Here is a 15,428-nt window from a genome sequence, read left to right as displayed (position 1 = left end):
CGGCGTAAGGTCTCGATCATGCGCAGCGAACTCTTCGGCACGCTCCCCGACGGCACGCCCGTCCACCGCTGGACTCTCGAACGCGGCGGGGTGCGGGTGCGCGTCCTGACGTACGGCGGGATCGTGCAGTCGGCGGAGGTCCCCGACCGGGGCGGTGCCACGGCGGACGTGGCGCTCGGTTTTCCCTCGCTGGACGGGTATCTCGCCCATCCGGGGCCGTTCCTGGGCGCGCTGGTCGGCCGGTACGCGAACCGGATCGCGGGCGGCCGCTTCCCGCTCGACGGCCGGACCTACCACCTGGCGCAGAACAACGGGACGAACGCGCTGCACGGCGGCGAGCGCGGCTTCGACAAGCGCGTGTGGGACGCGGACCCGCTGGAGCACGGTGTACGACTGCACCGGGTGAGCCCGCACGGCGAGGAGGGCTTCCCGGGGCGCATGGAGGTCTCGGCGACATACACGCTCGACGAGAGCGGGGCGCTGCGGATCGTGTACGAGGCGGTGACCGACGCGCCGACCGTCGTGAACCTGACGAACCACTCGTACTGGAATCTGGGCGGCGCGGGCTCCGGTGACGCGGCAGGCGGGCACGAGGTGCGCATCGCGGCCTCACGGTTCACCGCGGCGGACGGGGATCTGATCCCGACCGGTGAGTTCACCGAGGTGGCGGGGACGGCCTTCGACTTCCGGGAGCCGCGGAAGCCGGGGCTCGGCCACGACCGCAACTACGTGCTCGACAAGGGGGTCACCGAGGCGCCGGCGGAGGTTGCCGAGCTGCACGACCCGGCGTCGGGGCGGACGCTGACCGTCGCGACGACCGAGCCGGGGCTCCAGCTGTACACGGGCGACCACTTCGACGAGACGCTGCCGTTCGCGCCCGGCGCCGGGATCGCCCTGGAGACCCAGCACTTCCCGGACTCCCCCAACCGGCCCCAGTTCCCGTCGACGCAACTGAGGCCGGGTCAGGTGTTCCGTTCGGAGACGGTGTACGGGTTCGGCACCCGCGCCTGAGCCCCCGGAACTGGAACCGGAACCCGTACCACCCCCCAGACCCGGAGCCGGACCCGCACCCTGCGAATCCGCTCAGACCTCGATCCGTGTGCTCACGCGCCGGTCCAGGACCGAGCGGCCCGCTTCCACCTCGTACGCGCCCGCCTGGTGCGCCCACGCGTTGGCGTTCTCGTCCCAGATCTCGTAGGCGCGGCGCGGCAGCGGGACGGTGACCTCGACGCTCTCGCCGGGTGCCGCCTCGGCTCCCGCGAAGCCGGCCAGCCAGCGGGCCGGGCGGGCGGGGTCGGCCGGTTCGGGCGCCAGATAGACCTGGACCACCTCGCGACCGGACCGCTCACCGGAGTTGCGCACCCGGACCACGGCCGTCGCGCCCGCGTCCCGCACCTCGATCGACTCGTACGTCCAGTCGGTGTATCCGAGGCCGTGGCCGAAGGCGTACGACGGGGTGGCGCCCGACCTCTCCCAGGCGCGGTAGCCGATGAACACACCCTCGGTGTAGGCCAGCCGGCCGTCGGTGGGGGTGACCTCGGTGACGGGTGCGTCCTCGAACGCGCCCCAGGTGGTGGGCAGCCGGCCGCCGGGCTCCTCGGCTCCGGTGAGGACGTCGGCGAGGGCGTCGCCGCCCTCCTGGCCGGGGAACCAGCTCAGGAGCACGGCCGCGACGTCCTCGCGCCACGGGAGTTCCACCGGGGAGCCGGAGTTCACGACCACGACGGTGTTCGGGTTGGCGGCGGCAACGGCGCGGACGAGGTCGTCCTGACGGCCCGGCAGGCGCAGGTCCTTGCGGTCGAAGCCCTCGGACTCGACGCGCTCGGTGGTGGCCACCACGACGACCGCGGTGTCGGCGGCGCGCGCGGCCTCGACGGCCTCGGCGATCAGCTCGTCGGGGTCGCGCTGCGGCTCGCGGTGCACCAGCGAGAACGCGATGGCCTGGAGCGGGGCGCCCTCGGGCTTGAAGACGACGTAGCGCAGGGATACGTCGACGGGCTCGCCGGCGACGAGGTCGACGTCTCCGCGGCCGACGGGGCTGCCGAAGAACGCCGCGAACGGGTCGGCGGCCGAGGCGAGCGGCTGCTCCCCGTCGAAGACGGTCTGTCCGGCGACGGTGAGGGTGAAGCCGCCGATGCCCTGGGTGCCGAAGGTGTGCGGCCCGGAGGCGCGCGGGGTGAAGGTGCCGGTGATCTCGACGGTGTGCAGGGTGTCGTGGGTGACGCCGTCGGGCAGGTCGGCGCCGATCCACTGAATACGGCCGCCGGGCACGGACGCGGTGCCGATGACGTCGCCGGCGGCGTCCAGGCAGCCGGCGCGCAGCTCGAACCCGGCGCCCGCGGCGGCGAGTTCCTCGTTCGGGTCGGCGCCGACGGCGTACGTGAGCGTTCCCTCGGGGAGCGCGGCGGTCAGCCCGTCGAGTGGGGAGACGACATGGGCGGGGAAGACAGTGGCGGAGCCTCCGCCGAGGACCCGGGCGTCGCGAGCGGCGGCGCCGATGAGGGCGACACTGCCGCCTGGACGAAGGGGAAGCGCACCGGAGTTGCGTACGAGGACGAAGGCGCGGCGGGCGATCTCGCGGGCGAGTGCCTCGCCGTCGATCTCTTCCGGGGCCTCGGCGACCACAGGCTCGGCGCCTTCGAGGATGCCGACGCGGGCGGCGAGGCGCAGCACGTTGCGCACGGCCTCGTCGACGGTGGACTCCTCGACCTCACCGGCGCGGACTGCGGCGGCGAGCGCAGGGCCGTAGACCGTGCGCGGGCCGGGCATCGCGACGTCGAGGCCGCCCTCGATGTCGCCGGTGGTGGAGCGGGCGGCCATCCAGTCGGAGACGTTGAAGCCGTCGAAGCCCCACTCGCCGCGCAGCACCTCGTTCACGAGGTAGCGGTGTTCGGTCATCGTCGTGCCGTTGACCCTGTTGTAGGCGGTCATGATGCCCCAGGGGTGGGCGTTCTCGACGATGGCCTCGAAGGGGGCGAGGTAGAGCTCACGCAGGGCGCGGGCGGAGACGGTGTTGTCGACGGTGAAGCGGTCGGTCTCGGCGTCGTTGCCGACGAAGTGCTTGACGGTGGTGCCGACGCCGCCGGACTGCACACCGCGCACGTACCCGGTGCCGATCGCGCCGGTCAGGTACGGGTCCTCGCTGTACGCCTCGAAGTGCCGGCCGCCCAGCGGCGAGCGGTGCAGGTTGACGGTCGGGGCAAGCAGCACGTGGACGCCCTTGCGGCGGGCCTCCTGGGCGAGCAACTGACCTGCCTTGCAGGCGAGTTCGGGGTCCCAGGTGGCGGCGAGCGCCGTCGGTGACGGAAGGGCGATCGAGGGGTCGTCGGCGGTCCAGCGGATGCCGCGGACACCGATCGGGCCGTCCGACATCACCAGCGAACCGAGGCCGATGTCCGGGACGGCGGGCAGGGACCACATGTCCTGCCCGGCGAGGAGATTCGCCTTGGTGTCGAGGTCGAGCTTGCCGAGCGCTGCCTCGATGACAGCCTCGCGTGCCTGGTCCTGCTGGGTCTCCGCCACGACGGCGCCTCCTCGTTGAAGTCCGGCCCTTGGCCGCCATCCTGCACCCGCTACCTGTAGATCGGTAGGTTTCGTTATGTCGCCGTTATAAACGATGTCGTACGGTGACGGCATGGGTACGAGAACCGCCAGGAGCGAGGAACGGCGCGCGGAGATCCTCCGTGCCGCCCTGGAGGTGATCGCCGAGCGCGGATACCGCGGCGCCACGCTTGGGGCGGTGGCCGAGCGTGTCGGGCTGACGCAGCAGGGGCTGCTGCACTACTTCCGCACCAAGGAGGCCCTGCTCGTCGCGGTCCTGGAGGAGCGCGACCAGTGGGACGCGGTGCCGGACGGCCGGTGGCGGCTCGACCTGCTGGCCTCGCTGGTCGAGTACAACGCGATGCGGCCCGGCATCGTGCAGACGTTCTCCGCGCTGCTCGGCGAGAGCGTCACGGAGGACCACCCGGCGCGGCCCTACTTCACCGAGCGGTACGGGAGCGTGCGGGAGAGCATGGCCGCGGTGCTGCGCGCCGAATACGGGGAGCGGCTGCCCGGCGGCCTCACGCCCGAGCGGGCGGCGCCGCTGCTCGTGGCGGTGATGGACGGGCTGCAGTACCAGTGGCTGCTGGACCCCGATTCGGTGGACATGCCGGGCGCGTTCCGCGACTTCCTGGCGCTCATCGAGGGCGGCGAAGGCGACGCGGGGGACGCGGGCCCCGGGTGAACTCCCGTGTGCGCGGCGGCTACTGGCGCCAGACGACCGCGAGCGTCTTGCTCACCCCGCACACCAGGACGTAGGCGACGGCCCAGCCGACGGCCCCGGCCAGCAGGAGCGCGGCCGCGCCCGCCCCGAACCACGCCAGCTCGAAGACGACCCGGCCCGCGCCCCGCGTTTTGTACGACGCCTTCTGGGATCCGAACAGCGCCCACAAAGTGATCATCGCGGCGATGACCCCGAGGCCGAGCAGCCAGGCGAGCGGGGCCGGGACGTCGCGGGTGAACCCCCAGCGCCCGACGGCCCCGAGGGCGGCCAGTTCTATCAGGAAGAGCACACCCAGGTTCGCCGTCTTCATGGGCGCAGTATGGCCCGGCCTACCGCTCGCGGATACGGGTCACGGCCCGCGCGATGTCCTCGTGGACGAGGGACGGGTCCGCCGCGGCCTGCTTGAAGTGGCCCAACACGGCTTCCATGGCCGGGAGTTCGGTGGTCTCGGTGGCCAGGGCGATGTCCTTGACTGCGAGGTCCGAGCCGAAGTGCACGCCCTGCGCGAAGGCGCGGGCGACGGCTCCGCCGAGGGGGCCCTCGGCGAGGGCGCCCTTCGCGACGTCCTCGGGCAGGCCGAGCGCGTCCGCGAGCGCCATGGCCTCGGCGACCAGGCCGACGCCCCCGATGACCGCGGTGTTGACAACGAGTTTGAGAGCGGCGCCGGAGCCGGGCGCGCCGGTGCGGGTGACCGTGCCGAGGTGGGCGAGCACGCCTTCGATCCGGTCCGCGTCGCCGCCCGCGAGGATGCCGAGCTCGCCCGCCTCGGCCTTGTCGGTGCTGCCCATGACCGGTGCGTCGACGAGGGTCACCCCGTCACCGAGTCGCGCCGCCAGCTGCCGTACGGCGTCGGGGCCGATGGTCGACATCTCCGCCCAGTACGTGCCGGGCCGCAGTTCGGGCACGATGGCGTCGGCGACCTCGGACACGGCGTCCGGGGTGGCGAGCATCGTGATGACCACGTCGGCGTCGCGCACGGCGTCGGCGGGGGTGCCGGCGAGGACGGCGCCCCGTTCGACGAGCGGGGCGGCTTTCGCCGGGGTGCGGTTCCAGACGGTCAGCGGGTGTCCGGCGTCGAGGAGATGGCGGGCCATGGGCGCGCCCATGTGACCGAGGCCGAGGAAGGCGATCTTTTCCATGTCCTGACGCTAGCGCGTCCCGCCCGGATCGGACCGGGCTCTTGGGGTCAGTGCGTGGCCGGGTCGCCGGTGGGGTGCGGGGCGGGCTCGGGCGCCGGTTCCGGGGTCGTCTCGCCGAGCAGGTCCCGGGCCATCAGGGTCGCGCCGGCCACCGCTCCCGGCATCAGGAACACCGCCACCAACGGCACCAGGAACGCGACCGCGAGCGGGGTGCCGAAGCCCCAGGCGAGGCCCTTGCGGGAGCGCAACAGGGCGAGGCGTTCGCGCAGTTCGACGCTGCGGCGCTGGAGCGCGACCGCGGCGAGCTCCTCCGTGAGGAAGAAGCCGGTGACGAAGAAGCCGATCACCGGGACGACGGTCTGGCCGACGAACGGGACGAACCCGAGGGCGAAGAGCAGGACGCCCCAGAGCGCGGCGCGCACCAGGACCCGCAGGCTGTCGCGAGCGGAGATCCACAGTTCGCGCCAGAGCGGGAGGCCCGACTCGGGGGCGTGGCCACCCTCGGCGAGGTCGACCTTCTCCGACAGGGACTCGTAGAAGGGCTGGCCGATCAGGAGGGTGACCGCGGTGAAGGCAAGGACGGCGAGCAGCAGGACGAGGGCGAAGAGCACGGCCGTCAGGAAGCCGCGGAACAGGCCGGCCCACGGGGACGTCCAGTCGTCGGCGAAGGGGGTCGCCCAGGTGACGAAGTCGTCGCCCCACAGGGCCAGGCAGACCAGCGCGGCCGCGTACAGGACCAGGGTGATCAGGCCGGGCAGGAGCCCCATGCCGAACTGCTTGCCATGCTGGGAGACCCAGCGCTGGCCCTTCATCAAGTAGCCGAAGCCCGCCCCGAGATCGCGCATGGGCACCACCCTATGGGACCGGCCCGCACCCCTTGCGCGGGGTACGGGCCGGGGCCGGGTCGCGCCGCTCAGACGGAGAGCGTGACCGTGATGTTGCCGCGGGTGGCCTTGGAGTACGGGCACACCTGGTGGGCCTTCTCGACCAGGGACTTGGCGGTGGCCTCGTCCACGTTCGGGATCTTGGCGGCGATCTCGACGATGAGGCCGAAGCCCTCGTCGTTCTTGCCGATGCCCACGTGCGCGGTGACGGTCGAGCCGGAGATGTCGGCGTTCTCCTGGCGGGCGACCACGGCGAGCGCGCCCTGGAAGCAGGCGCTGTAGCCGGCGGCGAACAGCTGCTCCGGGTTGGTGCCGGCGCCGCTGCCGCCCTGCTCCTTGGGCGGGTTCACGACGACGTCGAGCTTGCCGTCGTCCGTGGAGACGCGGCCGTCACGGCCGTTCTCCGCGGTGGCCACGGCGGTGTAGACGACGTCCGACTGCTGGATGGGCATCCCGTACTCCCTCATTCGATCCGGTAGGCGGAAAGAGATTACCGAATCCCGGAAGGAACGAGCGTGACCGGGGTCACTCCCCCAGCTTGACGATCATCTTTCCGATGTTGTCGCCGCGCAGAACCCCGAGGAACGCCTCCAGGTTGTTCTCGATCCCCTCGACAACGGTCTCCCGGTACTTCAGCTCACCCGAGGCGACCCAGGGGCCGACCTCCCGGACGAACTGCGGCTGAAGGTCGTAGTGGTCGCCGACGAGGAAGCCCTCGATGCGGCCACGGGTCTGGATCAGGCGTGCCAGGTTGCGCGGACCAGGGGCGGCCTCGGTGTTGTTGTAGACCGAGATCGCACCGCAGATCGCAATTCGTCCGCCCTGGTTGAGCTGACCGATGGCCGCCTCCAGGTGGTCACCGCCGACGTTGTCGAAGTAGACGTCGATCCCGTCGGGGGCCGCCTGCTTGAGCTGCTCGGAGACGGAGCCGTTCTTGTAGTTGAAGGCCGCGTCGAATCCGTACTCCTCGACGAGGAGCTTGACCTTCTCGTCGGAACCGGCCGAACCGATGACCCGAGAGGCACCCTTGAGCTTGGCGATCTGGCCCACCTGGCTGCCGACGGCACCGGCCGCGCCGGAGACGAAAACCGTGTCGCCCTCCTTGAAGGACAGGGTGCGCAGGAGACCCGCGTACGCCGTCAGGCCCGTCATGCCGAGGACACCGAGGTACGTCGACAGGGGCGCGGCCTCCGGGTCGACCTTCACGGCCTGCTTGGCGTCGAAGGTGGCGTACTCGCGCCAGCCGTTGAAGTGCAGCACGTGGTCACCGACGGCCACACCCTCGTCGTTCGAGGCGACGACCACACCGACCGCGCCGCCCTGCATTGTCTTGCCCAGTTCGTAGGGGGCGGCGTACGACTTGGCCGCTGACATCCTGCCGCGCATGTACGGGTCCACGGACAGGTACAGGTTCTTGACGAGCACCTGGCCGGGGCCGGGCTGGGCGATCTCCACCTCGCTGAGCTGGAAGTCCTCGGGCTTGGGCCAGCCGACCGGGCGGCTGGTCAGCTGCCACTCGCGGCTCGTGGCGGGGATCTGAGGGGTGTCGACAGACATGGCGGGGCCTCCTGATTGCTTCACTTACTGAAACAACCATGCTCCTCGATATTTCATAGTGTCAAGTAAATGGGTACTCTGGAGTACATGGCCGCCAGCAGCTCCGCCCCGAAACGCGTGACAGATGACCTCGTGACAGCCGATGCCGTGACAGCCGACCTGGTCGAGCTGATCGGCACGCTGGTCTCGCGCCACTACAAGGAGTACGAGCAGGCCGCCTCGGGCCAGGGCCTCACCACGGCGCAGGCGCGGGTTCTCGATCTGCTCTCGCGCGAGCCGATGCCCATGCGGCACATAGCCCAGCAGGTGAACTGTGAGCCGTCGAACATCACCGGGCTCGTCGACCGGCTGGAAGCGCGCGGCCTCGTCGAGCGCCGCCCCGACCCGGCCGACCGGCGCGTGAAGCTGGCCGCACCGACGGCAGAGGGTGTGCGGATGGCGCGCGGAGTGCAGGGGAACCTGGGCTTCGCACGCGGGGCCATCGCCTCGCTGACCGACGACGAGCGGGTGGCGCTGCGCAGGCTCCTCGCCAAGATGATGCTGGACGGCGACGTCACGGCCTGACGCCGGCCGCGAGGGACGACTTTCAGGTGAACGACCTGACGGTCTGACGTCGGCCGCACCTTCCCGCAGGAACCAGGGTCTTTCGCCTGGATCGCGCTGGATCCCCCTAGGTGCACCACCACAGGAAGCGGTCGCACGTCTCCGTCGGGGTGGGCTGCGGCGGGGGCGGCGGCGTCGTGGTGGGCCCGGGGGCGGGCGTGCCGGGGCCGGTCGGGGTGTGCGGCGTCGGGGTGGCGGCGGGCACGGAGGTGGCGTGGCCCTCGGCCCCCTCCTTCACCCCCTCCGTCTCCTTGCCCTTCTTCGCGTCCTCGGACTCCGACGCGGACGGGGAGGGGGACGCCGAGGCGCTCGACGCCTGCGGGTCCGCCTCGGCCGCGACGGCGCCGGTCGGGGTGCCGGCCGCCGAGGATGCGGCGGCCTGGGCCTCCTGGTCGGCGGCTTCCTCGGCCGACGTGGACGAGCCCTGCGCGTCGCCGTCCGCCGACGACTCGGTGCCGAGTTCCGCGAAGCTGAGGCCGCCCGCGGCGAGCGCGAGCCCCGCGGCGGCGATCACGATCTTGTTGCGCCGGCGCCGGTGGGCCCTGCGGGCGCCGCGCTCACGGCGTTCCCTGCGGGAGCGGCGGGTGTGCGTGGGTTCGTCGGCATAAGGGGCGCCGGCACTCTCGGCCGACTCCTGCGCCGCGAGCGCCTCCGCGTGCGCGCGGCACGCTTCGGCGGGCGTGCCGCACCCAGGGCAGGCGAGGGCGCCATTGAGGTGCCTTCGGCACGGGTGGCAGTAATCCATGACGCATGGAGGCTAGGCGCCGCGCCGGTAACGGAAAAAGCCGGGGCTGTGAATGTTCTGTGCGGAACCGCGTGTTCCGAAGAATTGACCCTCCATATGGCTTCTGTGCACGGCGTACCGGGCGACCGGGTGCACGAACCATTGACACCCCGCGCGCACCTCCTTACTGTCACGCCAAGATTTCGAACGCATGACGAAATATCGAACGTCGCAGGGGGCAACTGCCGTGCGCATCACGGGAATCAGCACACACGTGGTCGGGACGCCTTGGCGCAACCTGACCTACGTCCAGGTGCACACCGACGAGGGGATCACCGGGGTCGGCGAGACCCGCATGCTGGGCCACACCGACGCGCTCGTCGGCTATCTGAAGGAGGCTCAGGCCAACCACATCGTCGGCTCGGACCCCTTCGCGACCGAGGACCTCGTACGGCGCATGAAGTACGGCGACTACGGGCGGGCCGGAGAGATCGTGATGTCCGGCATCGCGGTCGTCGAGATGGCCTGCTGGGACATCAAGGGCAAGGCGCTCGGTGTGCCGGTGTGGCAGCTGCTCGGCGGCAAGGTGACGGACCGGGTCAAGGCGTACGCGAACGGCTGGTACACCACCGAGCGCACCCCCGAGGCGTACCACAAGGCGGCGCAGGCCGTGATGGAGCGCGGGTACAAGGCACTGAAGATCGACCCGTTCGGGACGGGGCACTACGAGCTGGACCACGAACAGAGCCTGTACGCCGTGTCGTTGATCGAGGCGGTGCGCGACGCGATCGGGCCCGACGCCGAGCTGATGCTGGAGATGCACGGCCGGTTCTCGCCCTCCACCGCCATCCGGCTGGCGCGCGATCTCGCTCCCTTCAAGCCCGCGTGGCTGGAGGAGCCGGTGCCGCCGGAGAACCTCAAGGCGCTGGAGAAGGTGGCCGCGAGGGTGGACATCCCGGTCGCCACGGGTGAGCGGATCCATGACCGGATCGAGTTCCGTGAACTGTTCGAGAGCCAGGCCGCGGACATCATCCAGCCGGACGTCGGCCACATCGGCGGCATCTGGGAGACGCGGAAGCTGGCGGCGACGGCGGAGTCCCACTATGTGCTGGTCGCGCCGCACAACGTGGGCGGTCCCGTGCTCACCGCGGCCTCGCTCCAAGTCGGCTTCTCCACACCGAACTTCAAGGTTCTGGAGCACTTCAACGACTTCGCGGACGCGGCCATCAAGAAGGTCGTGAAGGGCGCGCCGCAGGTCGATCCGGAGACCGGGTGCTTCGAGCTGTCGCACGCGCCGGGGCTCGGGGTCGAGCTCGACGTGGACGCGGCGGCCGAATTCCCGCAGCAGCAGGCGCGGTTCGACCTGTGGGCGGAGGGCTGGGAGCAGCGCCGGCCGGAGGGTACGCGGTGAGCGTCGCGGTCGTCGTCGAGGCGCCGGGCGCGTACCGGATCGTCCCTCACGAGCCGACGCCGCCGGGTGCCGGCGAGGCGCTGGTCCGCGTCCACGCCGTGGGCATCTGCGGCAGCGACCGCGAGGTGTACCAGGGCAACCGGCCCGAGGGGTACGTGCGGTACCCGCTCACTCCGGGGCACGAGTGGTCCGGCACCGTCGAGGCCGTCGGACCGGACGCGCCGCAGTCGCTCGTCGGCAGGAAGGTCGTCGGCGAGGGCTTCCGCAACTGCCAGGTCTGCGACCGGTGCCACGCCGGCGAGACCACGCTGTGCACGGCCGGGTACGAGGAGACCGGGTTCACGCAGCCCGGTGCCATGGCCGCCACCCTCACCCTGCCCGCCCGGCTCCTGCACGTCCTGCCGGACGACGCCGACCTGACGGCGGCCGCGCTGCTCGAACCCGCGGCCTGCGTCGCCGCCGCCGCGCTCAAGGCGGACGCGCGGCCGGGCGAACGGGTCGCGGTCGTCGGCGCGGGGACCCTCGGCATGCTCGCCCTGCAGTTCCTCGCGGCGAACTCCCCCGCCGAACTCCTCACCGTCGACACCCGGCCCGAACGGGCCCCCCTTGCAGAACAGCTCGGCGCGACGGACTTCCGTACGCCCGACCAGGAGCTGCCCGGCGACTTCGACGTGGTGATCGAGACCGCCGGCTCCGCGGACTCGGCCCGTGCCGCGGCGTCGCTGCTGCGGCGCGGGGGGCGGCTCGTCCTCACCGGGCTCCCGGCGTCCGGTGCGGCGGGGCTCGATCCGACCGGCCTCGTCGTGCGGCAGCTGGAGGTGCGGACCGTGTTCGGGGCGCCGCCGGCCGCCTGGGCGCATGCCGTGCGGGTCTTCGGCGCGGGGCTGCTTGATCCGTTGCCGCTGGTGACGCACGAGCTGCCGCTGGACCAATTCCCGTACGGCATCGAGCTGGTGGGATCCGGTGACCCCGAGGTGGGCAAGGTGCTGCTGCTCCCCAAAGGCCCCTCGTAAGCCCTGGCTCCCGCCTCCCGGCACGTTCCGGGCGTGCCCACACCCACCGATCCGAACTTGGTTCGAAATACCGAACAACACCGAACGTGAAGGACTGCCCGTGACCGACTCCCCCTCTCCCCGCCGCCCCGGCGAACCCGCCCTCGCGGCCCTGGGCCTGTCCGCCCCCTCCACCGCCGACGCCGACACCTCCCCGCACGCCTTCCCCGACGGTGGCACCTGGCGCACCGAGATCCCCTCCGTCGAGGGGCCCGAGGCGCTGGCCGTCGTACTCAAGGAGGCCTCGCGCCTCGACGTGCCGGTCCACCGGATCAGCCAGGGCAGCGGCGTGTGGATGCTCACCGACGCCGAGATCACCGAGATGGTCGAGTCGGCCGCCGAGCGGGACATCGAGCTGTGCCTGTTCACCGGGCCGCGCGGCACCTGGGACACCGGCGCCTCCGTACGCACCGACTCGCGCGGCGCCGGCCTGCGCGCCCGCGGCCACGACGCCGTCGCCGGATGCGTGGAAGACGCCGTCCGGGCAACGGAGTTGGGCGTCAAGTGCCTGCTCGTCGCCGACGAGGGCGTGCTGTGGACGCTGCACCGGGCGCGCGAGCAGGGGGTGATCCCCGGTGACACCACGCTCAAGGTCTCCGCGCTCATCGGGCCGGTCAACCCGGCCTCGTACGCCGTCTTCGAACGGCTCGGCGCCGACTCGCTCAACGTGCCGAGCGATCTCACCCTCGCCCACCTCACCGAGATCCGCCGGGTCTCCGCCGCACCCATGGACCTGTACGTCGAGGCGCCGGACGACCTCGGCGGCTATGTGCGGATGTACGAGATCGCGGAGCTGATCCGCCGCGGGGCGCCGCTGTACCTGAAGTTCGGGCTCGCGAAGGCCCCCGCCATCTACCCGTACGGCGCCCACCTGCGCGACGTCACTCTCGACACCGCCCGTGAGCGCGTGCGCCGCGGCCGGCTCGCCCTCGACCTGCTGGCCCGGCACGGCGCGGACGGCGGCATGTCGCCGCTCGGCTCGCGGCTGCCGGGCACTCTCGACCGTTTCCCGCTGACCGTCTCCCACTGAATTTCCCGCCGGCGTTTCCCGCTGACGTTTCCGCTCCCCCGACGCGACCGACAAGGACTGATGACCATGCGCAACCGCAGAAGTGCCGTTTCCGCCGTGGCGGGAGCCGCCGCTCTCGCCCTCGCCCTGACCGCCTGCGGGCAGAGCGGTGAGGGCGGCAGCAAGGAAGCAAAGAACAAGAAGGAGATGACCGTCGGCATCGCCATGCCGACCAAGTCGTCCGAGCGCTGGATAGCCGACGGCAAGAACATGGTCGCCACGCTGCACAAGGCCGGCTACAAGACGACCCTCCAGTACGGCGAGGACGACGTCGACCAGCAGGTCCAGCAGCTCGAGGGCATGATCACGCAGGGCGTGGACGCGCTGGTCATCGCCGCGATCAACGGCGACGCGCTCTCCAACGTCCTCAAGGAGGCCCATGACGCGGACATCCCCGTCATCTCCTACGACCGCCTCCTGCTCAACTCCCCCTACGTCGACTACTACGCCTCGTTCGACAACGAGAAGGTCGGCCGGCTCCAGGGCACGTACATCACCGAGAAGCTGGGTCTGAAGGACGGCTCCAAGAAGGGGCCCTTCAACATCGAGCTGTTCGCGGGCTCGAACGACGACAACAACACCAAGTACTTCTTCAACGGCGCGATGAAGGTGCTCCAGCCCTACATCGACAAGAAGCAGCTCGTGGTCAGGTCCGGCCAGACGGCGCTCAACAAGGTCACGACGCTGCGCTGGGACGGCGGCACCGCGCAGAAGCGCATGGACGACCTGCTCACCTCGTCGTACTCCTCGGCCAAGGTGGATGCCGTCCTCTCCCCGTACGACGGCATCTCGATCGGCATCCTGTCCGCCCTCAAGTCCGACGACTACGGCTCCGCGAGCAAGCCGCTGCCCGTCGTCACCGGGCAGGACGCCGAGGTCGCCTCGGTGAAGTCGATCGTCGCGGGCCAGCAGACCCAGACCGTCTACAAGGACACCCGGGAGCTGGCCAAGGTCGCCTCCAGCATGGTCGACGCGGTGCTGAAGGGGAAGAAGCCGCAGGTCAACGACACCACTTCGTACAACAACGGCAAGAAGGTCGTGCCGTCCTATCTGCTCCAGCCGGTGAGCGTCGACAAGAGCAACTACCAGAAGGAGCTCATCGACACCGGCTACATCAAGGCGAGCGACCTCAAGTAGCCCGTCCACACCACCGGTTCACACGGAGCAGAAAGGCACGACCATGGCGGGACCCGTCCTGGAAATGCGCTCGATCGTCAAGACCTTTCCCGGCGTCAAGGCGCTCGCGGACGTCTCTCTGAGCGTCCGCGCGGGCGAGGTCCACGCCGTCTGCGGGGAGAACGGCGCCGGGAAGTCGACGCTGATGAAGGTCCTCAGCGGCGTTCACCCGCACGGCAGTTACGAGGGGGAGATCCTCTTCGAGGGCGAGCCGTGCCGGTTCAAGGACATCGGGGCGAGCGAGAAGCGCGGCATCGTGATCATCCACCAGGAGCTCGCCCTGGTGCCGTACCTCTCGCTCGCCGAGAACATCTTCCTCGGCAACGAGCACGCCACGCGGGGCGTGATCAGCTGGGGCGAGACCCTCAAGCACGCCACGGCCCTGCTGCGGCGGGTCGGTCTGAACGAGCACCCGCAGACCCGCGTCGCCGACATCGGCGTCGGGAAGCAGCAGCTGGTCGAGATCGCCAAGGCCCTGTCGAAGGAGGTGAAGCTGCTCATCCTCGACGAGCCGACGGCCGCGCTCAACGACGAGGACAGCGGCAAACTCCTCGATCTGATCCTGGAGTTGAAGGGCCAGGGCATCACCTCGATCATCATCTCGCACAAGCTCAACGAGATCGCCCGGGTCGCGGACTCGGTGACGGTCATCCGCGACGGGCACTCCATCGAGACGCTCGACGTGAAGGCCACGGAGACGACCGAGGAGCGGATCATCCGCGCCATGGTCGGCCGCGACCTCGACCACCGCTTCCCGGAGCGCACCCCGCACCCGCAGGACCTCACCGCGGCGCCGGCCCTCGAGATCCGCGACTGGACCGTCTTCCACCCCATCGACCAGCAGCGCAAAGTCGTCGACTCGGTGTCCCTGAACGTGCGCCGCGGGGAGATCGTCGGCATCGCGGGACTGATGGGCGCGGGCCGCACGGAACTCGCGATGAGCGTGTTCGGCCGGGCCTACGGAAAGTACGCGGGCGGCAGTGTCCTCAAGGACGGTACCGAGATCCGCACCCGCACCGTCCCCGAGGCGGTCGGGCACGGCATCGCGTACGTCACCGAGGACCGCAAGCACTACGGCCTCAACCTCATCGACTCCATCAACCGCAACATCTCGCTGAGCGCGCTGCGCAAGGTCGCCCGGCGCGGGGTCGTCGACGAGCACGAGGAGCGGAAGGTCTCCGAGGGCTTCCGGAAGTCCATGAACATCAAGGCGCCCAACGTCTCCGAACCCGTGGGCCGGCTCTCCGGCGGCAACCAGCAGAAGGTCGTCCTCAGCAAGTGGATCTTCGCGGGGCCCGATGTGCTGATCCTCGACGAGCCGACCCGCGGCATCGACGTGGGCGCGAAGTACGAGATCTACACGGTGATCGACCAACTGGCCGCCGAGGGCAAGGCCGTTGTCTTCATCTCCTCCGAACTGCCCGAGCTGCTCGGCATGTGCGACCGGATCTACACGATGTCGGCCGGACGGCTCACCGGTGAGGTCCCGCGAGCGGAGGCCACCCAGGAAGTGCTGATGCGGCACATGACCAAGGACAAGAGGTAGGAC

At 70.7% G+C, this 15,428-nt stretch carries 15 protein-coding genes; 8 read left to right on the top strand and 7 right to left on the bottom strand.

All coding sequences use genetic code 11. The features are described from left to right. Positions 1 to 18 precede the first annotated feature (18 nt). Positions 19 to 1,011, top strand: a complete 993-nt coding sequence (locus OG574_RS31090) for an aldose epimerase family protein (RefSeq protein ID WP_326775903.1) — start codon at positions 19 to 21, stop codon at positions 1,009 to 1,011. 72 nt (positions 1,012 to 1,083) lie between these two features. Here OG574_RS31090 and OG574_RS31085 read toward each other — a convergent pair whose 3' ends face one another. Then, positions 1,084 to 3,522: a glycoside hydrolase family 3 protein gene (locus OG574_RS31085; RefSeq protein ID WP_326775902.1), complete on the bottom strand. Its 2,439-nt coding sequence runs from the start codon at positions 3,520 to 3,522 to the stop codon at positions 1,084 to 1,086. Positions 3,523 to 3,616: 94 nt separating this feature from the next. On the opposite strand from OG574_RS31085, the gene OG574_RS31080 reads away from it, so the two are divergent. Continuing rightward, positions 3,617 to 4,225 (top strand): TetR/AcrR family transcriptional regulator, encoded by a 609-nt coding sequence (locus OG574_RS31080; protein ID WP_326775901.1) that lies wholly within the window; start codon positions 3,617 to 3,619, stop codon positions 4,223 to 4,225. A gap of 19 nt (positions 4,226 to 4,244) precedes the next feature. On the opposite strand, the gene OG574_RS31075 is transcribed toward OG574_RS31080, so the two are convergent. From OG574_RS31075 to OG574_RS31055, 5 genes are all read right to left on the bottom strand, one after another. Further along, on the bottom strand, positions 4,245 to 4,574 hold the full coding sequence (locus tag OG574_RS31075) for a YrdB family protein (protein WP_326775900.1): 330 nt from the start codon (positions 4,572 to 4,574) through the stop codon (positions 4,245 to 4,247). A 19-nt stretch (positions 4,575 to 4,593) separates the two neighbouring features. Further along, entirely contained in the window at positions 4,594 to 5,403 is an 810-nt protein-coding gene (locus OG574_RS31070) for an NAD(P)-dependent oxidoreductase (RefSeq protein ID WP_326775899.1), read from the bottom strand. A 47-nt stretch (positions 5,404 to 5,450) separates the two neighbouring features. Further along, entirely contained in the window at positions 5,451 to 6,248 is a 798-nt protein-coding gene (locus tag OG574_RS31065) for an EI24 domain-containing protein (protein ID WP_326775898.1), read from the bottom strand. 68 nt (positions 6,249 to 6,316) lie between these two features. Beyond that, positions 6,317 to 6,739 (bottom strand): organic hydroperoxide resistance protein, encoded by a 423-nt coding sequence (locus tag OG574_RS31060; protein ID WP_100591911.1) that lies wholly within the window; start codon positions 6,737 to 6,739, stop codon positions 6,317 to 6,319. A 73-nt stretch (positions 6,740 to 6,812) separates the two neighbouring features. Next, on the bottom strand, positions 6,813 to 7,844 hold the full coding sequence (locus OG574_RS31055; RefSeq protein WP_326775897.1) for an NADP-dependent oxidoreductase: 1,032 nt from the start codon (positions 7,842 to 7,844) through the stop codon (positions 6,813 to 6,815). 69 nt (positions 7,845 to 7,913) lie between these two features. On the opposite strand from OG574_RS31055, the gene OG574_RS31050 reads away from it, so the two are divergent. Beyond that, positions 7,914 to 8,408, top strand: coding sequence for a MarR family winged helix-turn-helix transcriptional regulator (locus OG574_RS31050; RefSeq protein ID WP_326775896.1), 495 nt, complete (start codon positions 7,914 to 7,916; stop codon positions 8,406 to 8,408). Positions 8,409 to 8,514: 106 nt separating this feature from the next. On the opposite strand, the gene OG574_RS31045 is transcribed toward OG574_RS31050, so the two are convergent. After that, on the bottom strand, positions 8,515 to 9,192 hold the full coding sequence (locus OG574_RS31045; RefSeq protein WP_326775895.1) for an SCO2400 family protein: 678 nt from the start codon (positions 9,190 to 9,192) through the stop codon (positions 8,515 to 8,517). 226 nt (positions 9,193 to 9,418) lie between these two features. On the opposite strand from OG574_RS31045, the gene OG574_RS31040 reads away from it, so the two are divergent. The 5 genes from OG574_RS31040 to mmsA all read left to right on the top strand — a co-directional run bounded on the left by OG574_RS31040 (position 9,419) and on the right by mmsA (position 15,425). Continuing rightward, positions 9,419 to 10,582 carry a mandelate racemase/muconate lactonizing enzyme family protein gene (locus tag OG574_RS31040; protein ID WP_326775894.1) on the top strand — a complete coding sequence of 388 codons (1,164 nt, stop codon included), beginning with the start codon at positions 9,419 to 9,421 and terminating at the stop codon, positions 10,580 to 10,582. Further along, the gene (locus tag OG574_RS31035; RefSeq protein ID WP_326775893.1) at positions 10,579 to 11,595 is read left to right on the top strand and encodes a zinc-dependent alcohol dehydrogenase; all 1,017 of its coding nucleotides are present in this window, start codon (positions 10,579 to 10,581) and stop codon (positions 11,593 to 11,595) included. Before OG574_RS31040 ends, OG574_RS31035 begins: the two co-directional genes overlap by 4 nt. A 100-nt stretch (positions 11,596 to 11,695) precedes the next feature. Continuing rightward, the gene (locus OG574_RS31030; protein ID WP_100591905.1) at positions 11,696 to 12,664 is read left to right on the top strand and encodes a hypothetical protein; all 969 of its coding nucleotides are present in this window, start codon (positions 11,696 to 11,698) and stop codon (positions 12,662 to 12,664) included. Between the two features lie 66 nt (positions 12,665 to 12,730). After that, positions 12,731 to 13,840, top strand: coding sequence for a multiple monosaccharide ABC transporter substrate-binding protein (gene chvE / locus OG574_RS31025; RefSeq protein ID WP_326775892.1), 1,110 nt, complete (start codon positions 12,731 to 12,733; stop codon positions 13,838 to 13,840). Positions 13,841 to 13,898: 58 nt separating this feature from the next. Beyond that, positions 13,899 to 15,425 carry a multiple monosaccharide ABC transporter ATP-binding protein gene (gene mmsA / locus OG574_RS31020; RefSeq protein WP_442816938.1) on the top strand — a complete coding sequence of 509 codons (1,527 nt, stop codon included), beginning with the start codon at positions 13,899 to 13,901 and terminating at the stop codon, positions 15,423 to 15,425. Positions 15,426 to 15,428: the final 3 nt, after the last annotated feature.

This window comes from Streptomyces sp. NBC_01445 (genome assembly GCF_035918235.1).
GTDB lineage: Bacteria > Actinomycetota > Actinomycetes > Streptomycetales > Streptomycetaceae > Streptomyces.
The sequence above is the reverse complement of the archived record's forward strand: the minus strand, read 5'-3'. Positions and strand labels throughout refer to the sequence as shown.

What these genes read in the sequence shown, in the direction of transcription:
- OG574_RS31065 (WP_326775898.1), bottom strand. Translation starts at nt 6,248, where the DNA reads ATGCGCGATCTCGGGGCGGGCTTCGGCTACTTGATGAAGGGCCAGCGC.
- OG574_RS31050 (WP_326775896.1), top strand. Translation starts at nt 7,914, where the DNA reads ATGGGTACTCTGGAGTACATGGCCGCCAGCAGCTCCGCCCCGAAACGC.
- OG574_RS31055 (WP_326775897.1), bottom strand. Translation starts at nt 7,844, where the DNA reads ATGTCTGTCGACACCCCTCAGATCCCCGCCACGAGCCGCGAGTGGCAG.
- OG574_RS31075 (WP_326775900.1), bottom strand. Translation starts at nt 4,574, where the DNA reads ATGAAGACGGCGAACCTGGGTGTGCTCTTCCTGATAGAACTGGCCGCC.
- OG574_RS31070 (WP_326775899.1), bottom strand. Translation starts at nt 5,403, where the DNA reads ATGGAAAAGATCGCCTTCCTCGGCCTCGGTCACATGGGCGCGCCCATG.
- OG574_RS31090 (WP_326775903.1), top strand. Translation starts at nt 19, where the DNA reads ATGCGCAGCGAACTCTTCGGCACGCTCCCCGACGGCACGCCCGTCCAC.
- OG574_RS31080 (WP_326775901.1), top strand. Translation starts at nt 3,617, where the DNA reads ATGTCGTACGGTGACGGCATGGGTACGAGAACCGCCAGGAGCGAGGAA.
- OG574_RS31060 (WP_100591911.1), bottom strand. Translation starts at nt 6,739, where the DNA reads ATGCCCATCCAGCAGTCGGACGTCGTCTACACCGCCGTGGCCACCGCG.
- chvE (WP_326775892.1), top strand. Translation starts at nt 12,731, where the DNA reads ATGCGCAACCGCAGAAGTGCCGTTTCCGCCGTGGCGGGAGCCGCCGCT.
- OG574_RS31045 (WP_326775895.1), bottom strand. Translation starts at nt 9,192, where the DNA reads ATGGATTACTGCCACCCGTGCCGAAGGCACCTCAATGGCGCCCTCGCC.